The 14,924-nt window shown below is 66.4% G+C and carries 25 protein-coding genes; 1 reads left to right on the top strand and 24 read right to left on the bottom strand.

What is annotated here, in order from left to right:
* Positions 1 to 42 precede the first annotated feature (42 nt).
* The 23 genes from map to rpsJ all read right to left on the bottom strand — a co-directional run bounded on the left by map (position 43) and on the right by rpsJ (position 12,667).
* On the bottom strand, positions 43 to 870 hold the full coding sequence (map, locus tag AC1C2R_RS13205; protein ID WP_495380212.1) for a type I methionyl aminopeptidase: 828 nt from the start codon (positions 868 to 870) through the stop codon (positions 43 to 45).
* A 6-nt stretch (positions 871 to 876) separates the two neighbouring features.
* Positions 877 to 1,515, bottom strand: a complete 639-nt coding sequence (locus AC1C2R_RS13200) for an adenylate kinase (RefSeq protein ID WP_495380211.1) — start codon at positions 1,513 to 1,515, stop codon at positions 877 to 879.
* On the bottom strand, positions 1,512 to 2,834 hold the full coding sequence (gene secY / locus AC1C2R_RS13195) for a preprotein translocase subunit SecY (RefSeq protein WP_495352942.1): 1,323 nt from the start codon (positions 2,832 to 2,834) through the stop codon (positions 1,512 to 1,514). Before secY ends, AC1C2R_RS13200 begins: the two co-directional genes overlap by 4 nt.
* 115 nt (positions 2,835 to 2,949) lie before the next feature.
* The gene (gene rplO, locus AC1C2R_RS13190; RefSeq protein ID WP_495380210.1) at positions 2,950 to 3,645 is read right to left on the bottom strand and encodes a 50S ribosomal protein L15; all 696 of its coding nucleotides are present in this window, start codon (positions 3,643 to 3,645) and stop codon (positions 2,950 to 2,952) included.
* Entirely contained in the window at positions 3,645 to 3,830 is a 186-nt protein-coding gene (gene rpmD / locus AC1C2R_RS13185; protein WP_022893865.1) for a 50S ribosomal protein L30, read from the bottom strand. The genes rplO and rpmD overlap by 1 nt, the downstream gene beginning before the upstream one ends.
* Positions 3,830 to 4,513 carry a 30S ribosomal protein S5 gene (gene rpsE / locus AC1C2R_RS13180; protein ID WP_495352940.1) on the bottom strand — a complete coding sequence of 228 codons (684 nt, stop codon included), beginning with the start codon at positions 4,511 to 4,513 and terminating at the stop codon, positions 3,830 to 3,832. The genes rpmD and rpsE overlap by 1 nt, the downstream gene beginning before the upstream one ends.
* Before the next feature lie 41 nt (positions 4,514 to 4,554).
* Positions 4,555 to 4,914, bottom strand: a complete 360-nt coding sequence (gene rplR / locus AC1C2R_RS13175) for a 50S ribosomal protein L18 (protein ID WP_495352939.1) — start codon at positions 4,912 to 4,914, stop codon at positions 4,555 to 4,557.
* A gap of 2 nt (positions 4,915 to 4,916) precedes the next feature.
* Positions 4,917 to 5,453 (bottom strand): 50S ribosomal protein L6, encoded by a 537-nt coding sequence (gene rplF / locus AC1C2R_RS13170; RefSeq protein ID WP_495352938.1) that lies wholly within the window; start codon positions 5,451 to 5,453, stop codon positions 4,917 to 4,919.
* 4 nt (positions 5,454 to 5,457) lie between these two features.
* Positions 5,458 to 5,856 (bottom strand): 30S ribosomal protein S8, encoded by a 399-nt coding sequence (gene rpsH, locus AC1C2R_RS13165; RefSeq protein ID WP_495352937.1) that lies wholly within the window; start codon positions 5,854 to 5,856, stop codon positions 5,458 to 5,460.
* 128 nt (positions 5,857 to 5,984) lie between these two features.
* Complete coding sequence (gene rplE / locus AC1C2R_RS13160) at positions 5,985 to 6,572, bottom strand: 50S ribosomal protein L5 (protein ID WP_495352936.1); 588 nt, start codon at positions 6,570 to 6,572, stop codon at positions 5,985 to 5,987.
* The gene (gene rplX, locus AC1C2R_RS13155) at positions 6,572 to 6,931 is read right to left on the bottom strand and encodes a 50S ribosomal protein L24 (protein WP_495352935.1); all 360 of its coding nucleotides are present in this window, start codon (positions 6,929 to 6,931) and stop codon (positions 6,572 to 6,574) included. The genes rplE and rplX overlap by 1 nt, the downstream gene beginning before the upstream one ends.
* Position 6,932: 1 nt before the next feature.
* On the bottom strand, positions 6,933 to 7,301 hold the full coding sequence (gene rplN / locus AC1C2R_RS13150) for a 50S ribosomal protein L14 (protein WP_495352934.1): 369 nt from the start codon (positions 7,299 to 7,301) through the stop codon (positions 6,933 to 6,935).
* A 32-nt stretch (positions 7,302 to 7,333) separates the two neighbouring features.
* Positions 7,334 to 7,654: a 30S ribosomal protein S17 gene (gene rpsQ / locus AC1C2R_RS13145; RefSeq protein ID WP_495352933.1), complete on the bottom strand. Its 321-nt coding sequence runs from the start codon at positions 7,652 to 7,654 to the stop codon at positions 7,334 to 7,336.
* Between the two features lie 2 nt (positions 7,655 to 7,656).
* Positions 7,657 to 7,998: a 50S ribosomal protein L29 gene (gene rpmC / locus AC1C2R_RS13140; RefSeq protein ID WP_495380209.1), complete on the bottom strand. Its 342-nt coding sequence runs from the start codon at positions 7,996 to 7,998 to the stop codon at positions 7,657 to 7,659.
* On the bottom strand, positions 7,998 to 8,417 hold the full coding sequence (gene rplP / locus AC1C2R_RS13135) for a 50S ribosomal protein L16 (RefSeq protein WP_495352931.1): 420 nt from the start codon (positions 8,415 to 8,417) through the stop codon (positions 7,998 to 8,000). The genes rpmC and rplP overlap by 1 nt, the downstream gene beginning before the upstream one ends.
* A 2-nt stretch (positions 8,418 to 8,419) precedes the next feature.
* The gene (gene rpsC, locus AC1C2R_RS13130) at positions 8,420 to 9,172 is read right to left on the bottom strand and encodes a 30S ribosomal protein S3 (protein WP_495352930.1); all 753 of its coding nucleotides are present in this window, start codon (positions 9,170 to 9,172) and stop codon (positions 8,420 to 8,422) included.
* Positions 9,172 to 9,537, bottom strand: coding sequence for a 50S ribosomal protein L22 (gene rplV, locus AC1C2R_RS13125; protein WP_495352929.1), 366 nt, complete (start codon positions 9,535 to 9,537; stop codon positions 9,172 to 9,174). Before rplV ends, rpsC begins: the two co-directional genes overlap by 1 nt.
* Before the next feature lie 25 nt (positions 9,538 to 9,562).
* Positions 9,563 to 9,844 carry a 30S ribosomal protein S19 gene (gene rpsS / locus AC1C2R_RS13120; protein ID WP_495352928.1) on the bottom strand — a complete coding sequence of 94 codons (282 nt, stop codon included), beginning with the start codon at positions 9,842 to 9,844 and terminating at the stop codon, positions 9,563 to 9,565.
* A 12-nt stretch (positions 9,845 to 9,856) separates the two neighbouring features.
* Positions 9,857 to 10,696: a 50S ribosomal protein L2 gene (gene rplB, locus AC1C2R_RS13115; RefSeq protein WP_495352927.1), complete on the bottom strand. Its 840-nt coding sequence runs from the start codon at positions 10,694 to 10,696 to the stop codon at positions 9,857 to 9,859.
* A gap of 17 nt (positions 10,697 to 10,713) precedes the next feature.
* A complete protein-coding gene (gene rplW, locus AC1C2R_RS13110) occupies positions 10,714 to 11,019 on the bottom strand; it encodes a 50S ribosomal protein L23 (RefSeq protein WP_022893880.1) in 306 nt (101 codons plus the stop codon).
* Complete coding sequence (gene rplD / locus AC1C2R_RS13105; RefSeq protein ID WP_495380208.1) at positions 11,016 to 11,690, bottom strand: 50S ribosomal protein L4; 675 nt, start codon at positions 11,688 to 11,690, stop codon at positions 11,016 to 11,018. Before rplD ends, rplW begins: the two co-directional genes overlap by 4 nt.
* Positions 11,691 to 11,693: 3 nt before the next feature.
* Positions 11,694 to 12,350: a 50S ribosomal protein L3 gene (rplC, locus tag AC1C2R_RS13100; protein ID WP_495380207.1), complete on the bottom strand. Its 657-nt coding sequence runs from the start codon at positions 12,348 to 12,350 to the stop codon at positions 11,694 to 11,696.
* Positions 12,351 to 12,358: 8 nt separating this feature from the next.
* On the bottom strand, positions 12,359 to 12,667 hold the full coding sequence (rpsJ, locus tag AC1C2R_RS13095) for a 30S ribosomal protein S10 (RefSeq protein WP_017201594.1): 309 nt from the start codon (positions 12,665 to 12,667) through the stop codon (positions 12,359 to 12,361).
* Between the two features lie 501 nt (positions 12,668 to 13,168).
* On the opposite strand from rpsJ, the gene AC1C2R_RS13090 reads away from it, so the two are divergent.
* On the top strand, positions 13,169 to 13,618 hold the full coding sequence (locus tag AC1C2R_RS13090) for an OsmC family protein (RefSeq protein ID WP_495352924.1): 450 nt from the start codon (positions 13,169 to 13,171) through the stop codon (positions 13,616 to 13,618).
* 6 nt (positions 13,619 to 13,624) lie between these two features.
* On the opposite strand, the gene AC1C2R_RS13085 is transcribed toward AC1C2R_RS13090, so the two are convergent.
* Entirely contained in the window at positions 13,625 to 14,839 is a 1,215-nt protein-coding gene (locus tag AC1C2R_RS13085; RefSeq protein WP_495352923.1) for an acyltransferase family protein, read from the bottom strand.
* Positions 14,840 to 14,924 lie beyond the last annotated feature (85 nt).

The following is a 14,924-nucleotide window of genomic DNA, read 5'->3' as shown; positions in this document are numbered from 1 at the left end:
GCGCCGTCCGCTCCCGGCACCGGTTCGCCGGCACGATCTCGGTCAGGCGATCGGTGCCGGCCTGATGCCGAACGGCGCAAGCCCCGCAGCGCCGCCGTCGGATGCCGTGAGCACCCAGATGCCATCGGCATGCACCGCGACGGAGTGCTCCCAGTGCGCGGCGTCCGATCCGTCGGAGGTGGTCACCGTCCAGTCGTCGTCGCGGGTGAACGTGTCGATCGCACCCCCGACGATCATCGGCTCGATCGCCACGACGAGTCCGGGCTTGACCGCCGGCCCGCGGCGATCGACGCGGTAGTTGAACACCGGTGGCTCCTCGTGCATGGAGCGTCCGATGCCGTGGCCGACATAGTCGGTGAGGATGCCGTAGTCGCCCTCGCCGCGCACGAAGTCCTCCATCGCCGCTCCCACCTCATTGAGGTGAGACGCTCTGGCGAGCGTGGCGATGCCGAGCCACAGGGATTGCTCCGTGACGCGGCTCAGCTGCTCGCGGGAGGCGACGACATCCGGGCGCGCCGGGTCGGGCAGCACGAGGGTGAACGCCGAGTCGCCGTTCCAGCCGTCGACCTCGGCCCCGCCGTCGACCGAGACGATGTCGCCCGGGCGGAACGGACGGTCACCGGGGATGCCGTGCACCACGTCGTCGTCGACCGAGACGCACAGCGTGTGCCGGTACCCGGGCTCGAGCTGGAAGTTCGGTCGCCCGCCCGCTTCGCGGATCACCCGTTCGGCGGCCGCGTCGAGCTCGATCGGCGTCGCACCCGGAACCAGGAGGCGCCGAGCTTCGGCGAGGGCCGCCGCGGTCGCCGCACCCGCCGCCAGCATCGAGCGGAGCTCGGGCGGAGACTTGTAGATCGAACGTCGGAACACTCTGGCTCAGGCTGAGACTACGTTGCCGTTTGACGGCGTGAGGCCGCGCTCGGCCAGGCCCCGGAAGATGCGCTGGGTCACTTCGTCGAGCGAGCCCACCCCGTCGATGCGAGCGACGAGGCCGCGCGGCCGGTACACGTCGAGGATCGGCGCCGTCTCGCGCTCGTAGATCGCCAGCCGGTTCGCGATCACCTCTTCGGTGTCGTCGGTGCGTCCCTGATCGGCGGCCCGCTGCTGCAGCCGGGCGATGCTCTCGGTACGGGGAACATCGAGCTCGATGACGGCGTCGAGCGCCTCACCGCGGCCCGTGAGGAACGCGTCGAGGTCGTCGACCTGCGCACGGTTGCGGGGATACCCGTCGAGCAAGAAGCCCTTCGCGGCATCCGCTTGGCTGAGCCGATCGCGAACGAGTTCGCTGGTGAGTGCATCGGAGACGAGGTCGCCCGCCTCGATGATCGCCTGCACCCGCTTGCCGAGCTCGGTGCCGCCTGCGACGTTCGCACGGAAGATGTCACCCGTGGCGATCTGGGGCACTCCGAATGCCTCCGCGACGAGCACGCCCTGCGTTCCCTTGCCGGAGCCCTGAGGTCCGACGATCAGGAAGCGAGCCGACCCCGTCGCGCCCTGAGCCTGTCGAAGGGTCATCGGAGAAGTCCTTCGTAGTGCCGCTGCTGGAGCTGGGCGTCGATCTGCTTCACCGTCTCGAGGCCGACACCGACGATGATCAGGATCGAAGCGCCGCCGAACGGGAAGTTCTGGTCTGCGCCGACCAACGCGAACGCGATCAATGGGATCAGGGCCACGAGACCGAGGTAGAGAGAGCCCGGCAGGGTGATGCGGGTGAGCACGTAGTCGAGGTACTCGGCGGTCGGACGCCCGGCACGAATGCCCGGGATGAACCCGCCGTACTTCTTCATGTTCTCGGAAACCTCGTCGGGGTTGAACGTGATCGCCACGTAGAAGTACGTGAAGCCGACGATGAGGAGGAAGTACATCAGCATGTACAGCGGGTGGCTGCCCTGCGTGAGGTAGTTCGTGATCCAGGTGACCCAGGGCTGCGGAGTCTCACCGGCAGCCGGGGTGTTGAACTGCGCGATGAGCGCAGGCAGGTAGAGCAGCGAGGAGGCGAAGATGACCGGCACCACACCCGCCATGTTCACCTTGATCGGGATATAGGTGTTGTTGCCGCCGTAGGTGCGGCGGCCGACCATCCGTTTCGCATACTGCACCGGGATGCGCCGCTGCGACTGCTCGACGAAGACGACGGCGATCACGACCACGAGGCCGATCACGAGCACGATCGCGAAGGTGTCCCAGCCGCGGGCGATTCCGATGGCCCAGAGCGAACCCGGGAACTGCGCTGCGATGGACGTGAAGATCAGTAGCGACATGCCGTTGCCGATGCCGCGCTCGGTGATGAGCTCGCCCATCCACATGATGAGGCCGGTACCGGCGGTCATGGTGACGACCATGAGCAGGACTGCATACCACGCGTCGTTCGAGATGAGCTGCGAACACGACGGGTCGCTCGATGGGAACAGCGCGCCGGAACGGGCGACCGTGATGAGCGTCGTCGACTGGAGCACGCCGAGGGCGATCGTGAGGTACCGCGTGTACTGGGTGAGACGCCCCTGGCCGGCCTGGCCTTCTTTGTACAGGGTCTCGAAGTGAGGGATCACCACGCGCAGCAACTGCACGATGATCGACGCGGTGATGTAGGGCATGATGCCCAGCGCGAAGATCGAGAGCTGCAGCAGCGCACCGCCCGAGAACAGGTTGACGAGGTCGTAGAGACCCGCCGCCCCCGTCTGGTTGGCTGCGAGGCAGGCCTGCACGTTGCCGAAATCGACGAACGGCGCGGGAATGAACGAGCCGAGCCGGAACAGGGCGATGATGCCCAGCGTGAACCCGAGCTTGCGGCGAAGATCCGGCGTGCGGAAGATCCGCCCGATGGCGTTGAACACTCGTCCTCCTGTAGCTCCGTGTGGAGTCAGTCCATATGCGACTCGAGCCAGTCGAGACCCCCGTGAATCATACGCGAGGTCCCGACTGGCTCGAGCAATCGGTGCTGTTTCCGGTCTACTTGACCGAGCCGCCAGCGGCGACGATCTTCTGCTCGGCCGAGCCGGAGACCTTGTCGACCGCGACGGTGAGCTTCACCTGGATGTCACCGTTGCCGAGCACCTTGACGCGCTCGTTCTTGCGAACGGCGCCCTTGTCGACGAGATCGGCGATGGTGACATCGCCTCCCTTCGGGTACAGCTCGGCGAGCTTCTCCAGGTTGACCACCTGGTACTCGACGCGGAACGGGTTCTTGAACCCGCGCAGCTTCGGCGCACGCATGTGGTACGGAAGCTGGCCACCCTCGAACCCGGGGCGGATGTTGCCACGCGCCTTCGAGCCCTTGGTGCCGCGACCGGCCGTCTTGCCCTTCGAACCCTCACCGCGTCCGACGCGGGTCTTGTCCTTCTTGGCGCCGGGAGCCGGGCGGAGGTGGTGTACCTTCAGCACCTGCTCGCGCTTCTCCGCGACATCCGCCTTGGCAGCGGCCGTCTTGGCGGACGCGGCCTTCGCTGGGGCCTTCTTCTCCGACGCAGCCTTCGCCGCGGCCTTCGGAGCGTCGGCCGAGTCGGCCTTCGCTGCGGCAGCCTTGGCGGGGGCCTTCTTCTCGGCTGCCTTGGGGGCGGCCTTCGCGGCGGCGGGCTTGTCGGCCGTCTTCTTCGTCGGAGCCTTCTTGGGGGCTTCGGCGGCGACGTCCTTCTTCTCGTCAGCCATTAGTCAATCTCCTCAACCTTCACGAGGTGCGCGACGGTGTTCACGTAGCCGCGGTTCTGCGGGGTGTCCTCGCGAATGACCGAAGCGCCGATGCGCTTGAGCCCGAGGCTGCGCAGCGTGTCGCGCTGGTACTGCTTCTCGCTCACCTTGGACTTGATCTGGGTCACCTTCAGCTGCTTGGCCATCAGGCACCTGCCTTCGATGCTGCGGCAGCCTCGGCCGCCTGGGCTTCGGCACGCAGCAGACGGGCCGGAGCGACCTCGTCGTAGGGCAGCCCCCGACGCGCGGCGACCGCACGCGGCTCTTCGAGCTGCTGCAGGGCCGCGACCGTGGCGTGCACGATGTTGATGGTGTTCGACGAGCCGAGCGACTTGCTCAGCACGTCGTGGATGCCGGCGCACTCGAGCACGGCGCGCACCGGACCACCGGCGATGACACCGGTACCGGCGGACGCGGGACGCAGCAGGACGACGCCGGCTGCGGCCTCACCCTGCACGGGGTGCGGGATGGTCGCTCCGACGCGGGGGACGCGGAAGAAGTTCTTCTTCGCCTCCTCGACACCCTTGGAGATCGCGGTCGGAACCTCGCGCGCCTTGCCGTAGCCGACGCCGACGAGCCCGTTGCCATCGCCCACGACGACGAGCGCCGTGAAGCTGAAGCGACGGCCGCCCTTGACGACCTTCGACACGCGGTTGATGGTCACGACGCGCTCGAGGAACTGGCTCTTGTCTGCGTCACGGCCACCACGGTCACGGCCACCCTGGTTGCGGTCGCGACCGCCACCGCCGCCGCCACCACGACGAGCATCGCGCTCGTTGCGGGCCGGCTCTGAAGCGGCTGCCGTCTCGACGGGTGCCTCTGCAGTCACCTCGGGCTCCTTCGTAGTGCCATTTTCAATAGGTACGGTGCTCACAGGTTGAGCCCTGCCTCTCGCGCTCCATCGGCGATCGCTGCGACGCGACCGGCGTACTTGTTGCCGCCGCGATCGAAGACGACCGACTCGATGCCGGCCTGCTTCGCGCGCTCCGCGACGAGTTCGCCGACCTTCTTGGCCTTGGCGGTCTTGTCACCGTCGAGGGTGCGGAGGTCGGCCTCCATCGTGGACGCGGATGCCAGCGTGCGGCCGGCGGCGTCGTCGACGACCTGCACGAAGACGTGCCGGGCCGAGCGGGTGACAACGAGGCGCGGACGCAGCTCGGTGCCGACGACCTTCTTGCGAAGGCGGGTGTGGCGGCGCGAACGCGCAGCCGTCTTGGTCTTCACGGCCATGATTACTTACCAGCCTTTCCGGCCTTGCGACGCACGACCTCGCCGGCGTAGCGGATGCCCTTGCCCTTGTAGGGCTCCGGCTTCTTGATCTTGCGGATGTTCGCGGCGGTCTCGCCGACGGCCTGCTTGTCGATGCCGGCAACGGTGATCTTGTTGTTGCCCTCGACGGTCAGCGTGATGCCGGCCGGCGCCTCGACGACGACGGGGTGCGAGAAGCCGAGCGCGAGCTCGAGGGAGCCGCCCTTCTGGGCCACGCGGTAACCAGTGCCGACGATCTCGAGTGCCTTCGTGTAACCCTGGGTCACGCCGATGATCTGGTTGGCGATGAGGGTACGCGTGAGGCCGTGCAGCGAACGCGAAGCGCGCTCGTCGTCGGGTCGGGTGACGAGAACCTGGTTCTCGTCGAGCTTGACCTCGATGGGGGCGGCGACGGTGAGCGAAAGCTCGCCCTTCGGGCCCTTCACGGCGACGGCCTGGCCGTCGACCTTGACGTCGACGCCCGCGGGGATGTCGATTGGAAGTCGTCCGATTCGTGACATGGAACTACCACACGTAGGCGAGGACTTCTCCGCCTACGCCCTTCTTCTCGGCCTGGCGGTCGGTGAGCAGACCGCTGGAGGTGGACAGGATGGCAACGCCGAGACCGCCGAGCACCTTGGGGAGCTCCGTCGACTTCGCGTACACGCGGAGGCCGGGCTTGGAGACACGCTTGATGCCCGCGATCGAACGCTCGCGGTTGGGGCCGAACTTGAGCTGCAGCGTGAGGGTCTTGCCCACTCGCGCGTCGGTCAGCTCGAAATCGGCGATGTAGCCCTCTTTCTTCAAGATCTCGGCGATGTGCCCCTTGAGCTTGGAGTTGGGCATCGACACGGACTCGTGGTGCGCGGAGTTCGCGTTCCGCAGACGGGTCAGCATGTCAGCGACCGGGTCGGTCATCGTCATGACAAGTGTTTCCTTACGTTCACCAGGTTTCAACACCCGTTACACGAGCGGTGACCTGTGGTGTCGGCCCCCACGGATGCGGGGAACCGGTTCGGATGCCGCGGGCGTGTGCCCGCGGCATCCGTGGTTCAGTTGGCGGACTCGGCCGACTTGAAGGGGAAGCCGAGCTGCCTGAGCAGCGCGCGACCCTCATCATCGGTCTTGGCAGTGGTCACCACGGTGATGTCCATGCCGCGGACGCGGTCGATCTTGTCCTGGTCGATCTCGTGGAACACGGACTGCTCCGTGAGACCGAAGGTGTAGTTGCCGGTGCCGTCGAACTGCTTCTCGGACAGGCCCCGGAAGTCCCGGATGCGCGGCAGAGCGAGCGACAGCAGGCGGTCGAGGAACTCCCACATGCGGTCGCCGCGAAGCGTCACGTGTGCACCGATCGGCTGGCCCTCACGCAGCTTGAACTGCGCGATGGACTTGCGAGCCTTGGTGACCTGCGGCTTCTGGCCGGTGATCTTGGTGAGGTCGGCGATTGCGCCGTCGATGACCTTGCCATCGCGCGCGGCCTCGCCGACGCCCATGTTCACGACGATCTTCACGAGACCGGGCACCTGGTGCACGTTGGTGTAGCCGTGCTCCTCGGTGAGGGTCTTCGAGATCTCGTCCCGGTACTTGGTCTTCAGTCGCGGCTGGATTTTGCCAGCCTGCGTAGCCGTATCGGTCATTACAGGTCCTTACCTGATTTCTTGGCGTAGCGGACGCGGACCGTCTTCTCGACGCCGTCCTTCGTCACGGTCTCGTTGCGGAAGCCGACACGGGTCGGCTTCTTCGACTCGGGGTCGACGAGCGCGACGTTCGACACGTGGATCGGCGCCTCTTGGGTCTCGATGCCACCCGTCTTCGAGCCGCGCTGGGTCTGGCCGACGCGAACGTGCTTCGTCACGAAGTTGATGCCCTGCACGACGACGCGGTTCTCGGCGACGAGCACCTCGAGCACCTTGCCCTGCTTGCCGCGGTCTCCGCCGCGGGCCTGGCTGCGGCCCGAGAGGACCTGCACGAGGTCGCCCTTCTTGATGTTGGCCATGTTAGATAACCTCCGGTGCCAGCGAGATGATCTTCATGAACTTCTTGTCGCGAAGCTCGCGACCGACGGGTCCGAAGATTCGGGTGCCGCGAGGGTCGCCGTCGTTCTTGAGGATCACCGCTGCGTTCTCGTCGAACTTGATGTAGGAACCGTCGGAACGACGGGTCTCCTTGACGGTGCGGACGATGACGGCCTTGACCACATCGCCCTTCTTGACGTTGCCGCCGGGGATCGCGTCTTTGACGGTGGCGACGATCGTGTCGCCGAGGCCGGCGTAGCGACGCTTCGAGCCGCCGAGAACGCGGATCGTGAGCAGCACCTTGGCGCCGGTGTTATCGGCGACCTTGACTCGTGATTCCTGCTGAAGCACTGTGAACTCCTTCTTTCAAGTAAGCCCGAGGCTTACTTGGCCTTCTCGACGATCTCGACCAGGCGCCAGCGCTTGGTGGCGCTGAGCGGGCGGGTCTCGCTGATCACGACGAGGTCGCCGATGCCTGCGGTGTTCGCCTCGTCATGCGCCTTCACCTTGGAGGTGCGGCGGATGACCTTCCCGTAGAGAGGGTGCTTCACGCGGTCTTCGACCTCGACGACGATGGTCTTGTCCATCTTGTCGCTGGTCACGTAGCCGCGACGAACCTTGCGGTAGCCGCGGACGAGCTCGGCCGCGGTGTCGACCTCGGCCGCGGTGCCGACTCCGGCAACTGGCTTCTTGGTCTCAGCCATGATCAGGCCTCCTTCGTCTCTGCTTCGGCAGCGGCATCCTCGACCGGAACGGTCTCGGTTGCCTCGGCCTTGGCCTTCTTGGTCTTCTTCTCGGCCTTGACCGGAGCCTCGACCGGCGCGGGCGTGGCCCGGATGCCGAGCTCGCGCTCGCGGATGACCGTGTAGATGCGCGCGATGTCGCGCTTGACCGCGCGGAGGCGGCCATGGCTTTCGAGCTGACCCGTGGCCGACTGGAAGCGCAGGTTGAACAGCTCTTCCTTGGCCTTCTTCAGCTCATCGACGAGACGCTCGTCTTCAAAGGTGTCGAGCTCGACGGGGCTGAGCTCTTTGGTGCCGACGGCCATTATGCGTCGCCCTCCTCGCGCTTGATGATGCGTGCCTTGAGGGGCAGCTTGTGAATGGCACGGGTCATCGCCTCACGAGCGAGCTGCTCGTCGACGCCGGAGACCTCGAAGAGGACTCGACCCGGCTTGACGTTCGCGACCCACCACTCGGGTGAACCCTTACCGGAACCCATGCGGGTCTCGGCCGGCTTCTTCGTGAGCGGACGGTCGGGGTAGATGTTGATCCACACCTTGCCGCCGCGCTTGATGTGACGCGTCATCGCGATACGAGCGGACTCGATCTGACGGTTCGTCACGTACGCGGGGGTCAACGCCTGGATGCCGTACTCACCGAAGGTGACCTTGGTGCCACCGGTGGCGTGGCCCGAACGGCCGGGGTGGTGCTGCTTACGGAACTTGACTCGACGGGGAATCAACATGGTTATGCCTCAACTCCTGCTGCCGCCGGCTCCTGCGCCTTGGGCGCACGACGGGGACGGTCGCTGCGCTCGGGGCGCGACGACTTCTGGTTGGCCTGCTCGCGGGCGAGCTCCTTGTTGGTGATGTCGCCCTTGTAGATCCAGACCTTCACGCCGATGCGGCCGAAGGTGGTCTTCGCCTCGTAGAAGCCGTAGTCGATGTTCGCGCGCAGGGTGTGCAGGGGCACACGGCCTTCGCGGTAGAACTCCGAGCGGCTCATCTCGGCGCCGCCGAGGCGGCCGGAGACCTGGATGCGGACGCCCTTGGCTCCGGCACGCTGAGCACCCTGCAGGCCCTTGCGCATCGCGCGGCGGAACGCCACACGAGCGGAGAGCTGCTCGGCGATGCCCTGAGCGACGAGCTGGGCGTCGGCCTCGGGGTTCTTCACCTCGAGGATGTTCAGCTGAATCTGCTTGCCGCTGAGCTTCTCGAGGTCGGAACGGATGCGCTCCGCCTCGGCGCCGCGGCGGCCGATCACGATGCCGGGACGCGCCGTGTGGATGTCCACACGAACGCGGTCACGGGTGCGCTCGATCTCGATGCGCGAGACACCGGCACGATCGAGCGACGTCTGCAGCAGTCGACGGATCTTGATGTCTTCTGCAAGGTAGTCGGCGTAACGCTGACCTGGCTTCGTCGAGTCTGAGAACCACCGCGACACATGGTCGGTGGTGATGCCGAGACGGAAGCCGTACGGGTTGACCTTCTGACCCATTACTTCGTACCCTCCTCGGGCGTGGCGAGCACGACGGTGATGTGGCTCGTTCGCTTGTTGATGCGGAAGGCACGACCCTGGGCACGCGGCTGGAATCGCTTGAGGGTGGTGCCCTCATCGACGAATGCGCTGCTGATGTAGAGGTCCTGCTCGTCCAGATAGGTGTTCGAGGCATCGGCCTTGACGCGAGCGTTCGCGATGGCTGAGGCAACGAGCTTGTACACCGGCTCGCTCGCACCCTGAGGTGCGAACTTCAGGATGGCGAGTGCCTCCTGTGCCTGCTTACCGCGGATCAAGTTGACGACGCGGCGGGCCTTCATGGGGGTCACGCGGATGTGTCGCACGCGTGCGATCGACTCCACCATTTCTTCTCCTCCTTCACGTCACCGCTTAGCGGCGACGGCCCTTCTTGTCGTCCTTCACGTGTCCACGGAAGGTGCGGGTGGGGGCGAACTCGCCGAGCTTGTGACCCACCATGGTCTCGGTGACGAACACCGGGATGTGCTTGCGACCGTCGTGCACCGCGATGGTGTGACCCAGCATGGCCGGGATGATCATCGAACGGCGCGACCAGGTCTTGATCACGTTCTTGCTGCTGGCCTCGTTGGCCGTGATCACCTTGCGAAGCAGGTGGTCATCGACGAAGGGGCCCTTCTTCAGACTGCGTGGCATCTTCTACAACTCCTACTTGCGCTTCTTGCCGACGTTACGACGGCGAACGATGAGCTTGTCGCTGGGAAGATCGCGCTTGCGCGTACGGCCTTCCTTCTGGCCCCACGGGCTGACGGGGTGACGTCCACCGGACGTCTTGCCCTCGCCACCACCGTGCGGGTGGTCGACCGGGTTCATGGCGACACCGCGCACGGTCGGGCGGACGCCCTTCCAGCGCATGCGGCCGGCCTTGCCCCAGTTGATGTTCGACTGCTCGGCGTTGCCGACCTCGCCGACGGTCGCGCGGCAGCGCGCATCGACGTTGCGGATCTCGCCCGAGGGCAGACGCAGCTGGGCGTACGGGCCGTCTTTCGCGACGAGGCGAACGGATGCACCGGCCGAGCGGGCCATCTTCGCGCCGCCACCGGGGCGGAGCTCGATCGCGTGGATCACGGTACCGGTGGGGATGTTCTTCAGCGGCAGGTTGTTGCCGGGCTTGATGTCGGCGCCGGCGCCCGACTCGACGATGTCGCCCTGGGCGAGCTTGTTCGGAGCCAGGATGTAGCGCTTGGTGCCATCGACGAAGTGCAGCAGCGCGATGCGCGCCGTGCGGTTGGGGTCGTACTCGATGTGAGCGACCTTGGCGTTGACGCCGTCTTTGTCGTTGCGCTTGAAGTCGATCACGCGGTACTGGCGCTTGTGGCCACCACCGATGTGACGCGTCGTGATGCGACCCTGGTTGTTGCGACCACCGGTCTTGGACAGCGGGCGGAGCAGCGACTTCTCGGGCGTCGAGCGCGTGATCTCCGCGAAGTCGGCGACCGACGATCCGCGACGACCGGGAGTCGTGGGCTTGTACTTACGAATAGCCATTCTTATTCCTCTGCTCCCTAGCCGACAGCCGTGAAGATGTCGATCGAGCCGGACTTGAGGGTGACGATCGCGCGCTTGGTGTCCTTGCGCTTGCCAAGGCCGAACCGGGTACGGCGGGTCTTGCCCTGACGGTTCAGGGTGTTGATCGACGCCACCTGGACGTTGAAGATCTTCTCGATCGCGAGCTTGATCTCGGTCTTGTTCGAGCGGGGGTCCACGATGAACGTGTACTTGCCCTCGTCGATCAGGCCGTAGCTCTTCTCCGAGACGACGGGCGCGATGATGATGTCGCGCGGGTCCTTGTTGTTCGCGGCGGCGGTCATGCCGAGACCTCTTCCTTCACTGCGCTGTCAGCCTTGAGCGCCTTGGAGGCCACGAAGGCCTCGAGCGCGGCAGTGCTGAAGACGATGTCGTCGGAGACGAGCACGTCGTAGGCGTTCAGCTGGTCGACGCGCAGCACGTGCACGGTCGGGATGTTGCGCACCGCGCGCTGCGCGAGCTCTTCACCCTGCGTGAGCACGATGAGGAAGCGCTTGGCGGGAGCGATCGCTCCGAGGAGCGCGACGGCGTCCTTGGTCTTCGCCGTCTCGCCGGCGACGAAACCGGAGACCGCGTGGATGCGGCCACCGCGTGCGCGGTCGGAGAGCGAACCGAGGAGGGCCGCGGCGATCATCTTCTTGGGGGTGCGCTGCGAGTAGTCACGCGGCTGCGGGCCGTGGACGATGCCACCGCCGGTCATCTGAGGAGCACGGATCGAACCCTGACGGGCGCGGCCGGTGCCCTTCTGCTTGAACGGCTTGCGACCGGCGCCGGAAACCTCGCCGCGGGTCTTGGTCTTGTGCGTACCCTGGCGCGCTGCTGCGAGCTGGGCGACGACGACCTGGTGGATGAGCGGGACGTTGGTCTGCACGTCGAAGAGTTCGGCGGGCAGCTCGACCGAGCCGGACTTCTTGCCGGTCGCGTCGAGCACGTCAATGGTGTTGGCGGTAGCCATGGACTACGCCCCCTTCACTGCGTTGCGGACGAAAACGAGGCGGCCGCGCGCACCGGGAACTGCGCCCTTGACGAGCAGCAGGCCCTTCTCGGCGTCGACGGCGTGCACGCGGAGGTTGAGCACGGTCACGCGCTCTCCACCCATGCGACCGGCCATGCGCATGCCCTTGAAGACACGGCTGGGGGTCGAGGAAGCACCGATCGAGCCGGGCTTGCGGTGGTTGCGGTGCGAACCGTGCGAAGCGGAGACGCCCTTGAAGTTGTGGCGCTTCATGACACCGGCGAAACCCTTGCCCTTGCTCGTGCCGACGACGTCGACGAGCTGGCCGGCTTCGAAGGTGGCCTCGACGGTGAGCTCTTGGCCGCGCTCGTACGAGGCGGCGTCAGCGGTGCGCACCTCGGTGAGGTGGCGGCGCGGAGTCACGCCGGCCTCACGGAAGTGACCGGCTGCGGGCCGGTTCACCTTGCGCGGGTCGATGGCGCCCGCCGCGATCTGCACGGCCTGGTAGCCGTCTTTCTCGGGGGTGCGAACCTGGGTGACCACGTTCGGGGCGATCTCGATCACAGTGACCGGAACGAGCTTGTTGTTCTCGTCCCACACCTGGGTCATGCCGAGCTTCGTGCCCAGCAGTCCCTTCACGTTCTTGGTAGCGGAAGACATCTGTTACCTCAGAGCTTGATCTCGATGTTGACGTCGGCCGGCAGGTCGAGTCGCATGAGCGAGTCGACGGCCTTGGGCGTCGGGTCCACGATGTCGATGAGGCGCTTGTGGGTGCGCATCTCGAAGTGCTCGCGGCTGTCCTTGTACTTGTGGGGCGAACGGATGACGCACACCACGTTCTTCTCCGTCGGAAGCGGCACTGGGCCGACGACCGTGGCGCCCGCGCGGGTCACCGTGTCGACGATCTTGCGCGCCGAGGTGTCGATGACCTCGTGGTCATACGACTTCAGTCGAATGCGGATCTTCTGTCCCGCCATTGCTGACTCTCTCTCTGTCAAGGCGTCTTACCCCTTCCGAGGGCATCGGACGCCGCGTAGCTACTCCGTGTGAAGCACCACTGTTCTTCTGTCAAAGGCCGTTGATCGAGCCTGTCGAAACCACCCGGGCGGATTCTCTCCGCCGCGGTGCCCTCGACACGCCCGACCTCGTGCCCACCGACGCGCACGCAGGCATACCTGTGTCTGTTCAGGCACAGGCCTGTTGCGTTGTGGTTGTCGGCTTGTCTGTTCTCCTGCCTGCGGCCTAGCCTGACCCCTGTACGAACCGGGTGGCTATGCACTGCCTGACAGTGATCCGATCGGCGCGCACGCATGCGCGCGTTCGAAATGTTGAACTCATCGAGTTTGCCACAGTCCGGGCATCCATGCAACCCGGGCGTGTCGCGCCCACTCGGTTCACAGCCGAGTTCCAGCCGACGGATGCCTCGAGCCCGCCGCATCCGTGATGGAATCGAGCTGACGACCACGACTGGAGACCCCATGACCGAGCACGCGCACCGCGTGAGTCAGCGGATCGGGCCGGGCAGCGTCTCGGTCACGCGCACCGGTTCACGCACCTACGAGGGTATGAACGAGCGCGGCTCGACCGTGCTGATCGGGCCCGAGGAGGCGGAAGGCCACTTCACCCCCGGCGAGCTTCTGAAGCTCGCCCTCGCCGGCTGCGCCGGCATGAGCGCCGACCGGGTCGCGGCACGCCGTCTCGGTGACGACTTCGCGATGACGGTGTGGGCGCACGGCACCTCCGACGCCGACAACCGATACTCTCGCGTCGATGAAGAGCTGCTCGTCGATCTCTCGGTGCTCGAACCGGCCGAGCGCACGAAGCTCATCGAGATCATGGCGAAGGCGATCGACCGCGGCTGCACCGTGGCACGCAGCGTGCACGGGAGCATCGACCTCGAGACGACGATCGACGCAACCGCGGTCTGACCGACGTCACTCGCGATCGCTGCGATCGCACGCGGCCGCACGCTCGGCGGCCATGCTCGGTGCGACGACGCCGGCAGTGACGACGACCGCGACGACGACCGCGATGCCGCCGATGACGACCGACGGGCGACCGCGAGCGCCCTTCGCCGGGGTGCGGAACGGGTCCTCGATGAATCGCTTCGAGAGACCCGCGACGAGGAACGCGAGCGCGACGAGCAGCACCATGAGCCAGGGCGGGCTCGGCATACCGGTGAAGTAGGGCATGAACATGAAGATCGGCCAGTGCCAGAGGTAGAGCGAGTACGACACGTCCCCCGTCCACTGCACGGGGGCCGCTGCCGCGAGACGGGCCGGCGACCACGCGACATCCGGCATGCCCGCCCAGATCACCGCCAACGTGCCCGCCACCGGCACGAGCACGACGACGCCCGGGAACAGTTCGTGCGAACGGAAGGCGACGATCGGCACGATGATCAGCGCGAGCCCAGCCCATGACGCCGCACTGCGCCAGCGTGCATGATCTGGACTCGGCGTCCCGGCGACGACGGCGAGGATGCCGCCGACGCCGAATTCCCACGTACGAGTGAGCGTCGAGAAGTAGGCGAGATCCGCGTTCTGAGTGGTGAGCACGACGCAGTAGGCGAGGGAAGCCGCGGTGACGGTGCCGAGCACGGCCAGCACGAAGCGCCGGGAGGCCGCTCCCCTGCGCACGGCGATCCAGAGCCCGAAGATGATGAGGAGCGGCCAGAACAGGTAGAACTGCTCCTCGACCGACAGCGACCAGAAGTGCTGCACCGGCGTCGATTCCAGATCGGCCCGGCGCGGGATCTGCGAATCGATGGCCAGCTGCCAGTTCTCGTAGTAGAGCGCGCTCGCCACGATCTCGCGGAACCACGAGCGCCACTCGCGCTGCGGAACGACGAGCAGCGTGAGCACGGACACCGCCAGCAGCACTGCGACGGCAGCGGGGAGAATGCGCCGAGCACGGCGGAGGTAGAAGGTGCTCAGCGAGATTCTGCCGCGTGTCTCGGCCTCCCGGAGGAGCAGGCCCGTGATGAGGAACCCCGAGACGACGAAGAAGACGTCGACACCCATGTACCCCGCAGGCGCGACGGCCGGCCAACCATGATGGAGCACCACCGCCCCGACGGCGAGCGCCCGGAGAGCCTGGATCTCGGGGCGAACCGTCGATCGAACGAGTGGCTGAGGGGGAGCTGCCATCTGTTCCAGCGTAGATCGCTCGCCCGCTTCGCGCGAGGGCGAACGCGAAACGGGGCCGGGCCCGAAGCCCGACCCCGTTGGGATC

The sequence above is a fragment of the Agromyces sp. Y182 genome (assembly GCF_059445385.1).
This window is presented reverse-complemented; position numbering and strand designations above follow the sequence as displayed.

Excerpts from the sequence above, each read along its gene's own strand:
- AC1C2R_RS13200 (WP_495380211.1), bottom strand. The coding sequence starts at position 1,515 with ATGACCCTTCGACAGGCTCAGGGCGCGACGGGGTCGGCTCGCTTCCTG.
- rplO (WP_495380210.1), bottom strand. The coding sequence starts at position 3,645 with ATGGCTGACGAGAAGAAGGACGTCGCCGCCGAAGCCCCCAAGAAGGCT.
- rpmD (WP_022893865.1), bottom strand. The coding sequence starts at position 3,830 with ATGGCCAAGCAGCTGAAGGTGACCCAGATCAAGTCCAAGGTGAGCGAG.
- rplR (WP_495352939.1), bottom strand. The coding sequence starts at position 4,914 with ATGGCCGTGAAGACCAAGACGGCTGCGCGTTCGCGCCGCCACACCCGC.
- rplF (WP_495352938.1), bottom strand. The coding sequence starts at position 5,453 with ATGTCACGAATCGGACGACTTCCAATCGACATCCCCGCGGGCGTCGAC.
- rpsH (WP_495352937.1), bottom strand. The coding sequence starts at position 5,856 with ATGACGATGACCGACCCGGTCGCTGACATGCTGACCCGTCTGCGGAAC.
- rplE (WP_495352936.1), bottom strand. The coding sequence starts at position 6,572 with ATGACCGATACGGCTACGCAGGCTGGCAAAATCCAGCCGCGACTGAAG.
- rplX (WP_495352935.1), bottom strand. The coding sequence starts at position 6,931 with ATGGCCAACATCAAGAAGGGCGACCTCGTGCAGGTCCTCTCGGGCCGC.
- rpsQ (WP_495352933.1), bottom strand. The coding sequence starts at position 7,654 with ATGGCTGAGACCAAGAAGCCAGTTGCCGGAGTCGGCACCGCGGCCGAG.
- rpmC (WP_495380209.1), bottom strand. The coding sequence starts at position 7,998 with ATGGCCGTCGGCACCAAAGAGCTCAGCCCCGTCGAGCTCGACACCTTT.
- rplP (WP_495352931.1), bottom strand. The coding sequence starts at position 8,417 with ATGTTGATTCCCCGTCGAGTCAAGTTCCGTAAGCAGCACCACCCCGGC.
- rpsC (WP_495352930.1), bottom strand. The coding sequence starts at position 9,172 with ATGGGTCAGAAGGTCAACCCGTACGGCTTCCGTCTCGGCATCACCACC.
- rplV (WP_495352929.1), bottom strand. The coding sequence starts at position 9,537 with ATGGTGGAGTCGATCGCACGCGTGCGACACATCCGCGTGACCCCCATG.
- rpsS (WP_495352928.1), bottom strand. The coding sequence starts at position 9,844 with ATGCCACGCAGTCTGAAGAAGGGCCCCTTCGTCGATGACCACCTGCTT.
- rplB (WP_495352927.1), bottom strand. The coding sequence starts at position 10,696 with ATGGCTATTCGTAAGTACAAGCCCACGACTCCCGGTCGTCGCGGATCG.
- rplW (WP_022893880.1), bottom strand. The coding sequence starts at position 11,019 with ATGACCGCCGCCGCGAACAACAAGGACCCGCGCGACATCATCATCGCG.
- rplD (WP_495380208.1), bottom strand. The coding sequence starts at position 11,690 with ATGGCTACCGCCAACACCATTGACGTGCTCGACGCGACCGGCAAGAAG.
- rplC (WP_495380207.1), bottom strand. The coding sequence starts at position 12,350 with ATGTCTTCCGCTACCAAGAACGTGAAGGGACTGCTGGGCACGAAGCTC.
- rpsJ (WP_017201594.1), bottom strand. The coding sequence starts at position 12,667 with ATGGCGGGACAGAAGATCCGCATTCGACTGAAGTCGTATGACCACGAG.
- AC1C2R_RS13090 (WP_495352924.1), top strand. The coding sequence starts at position 13,169 with ATGACCGAGCACGCGCACCGCGTGAGTCAGCGGATCGGGCCGGGCAGC.
- AC1C2R_RS13085 (WP_495352923.1), bottom strand. The coding sequence starts at position 14,839 with ATGGCAGCTCCCCCTCAGCCACTCGTTCGATCGACGGTTCGCCCCGAG.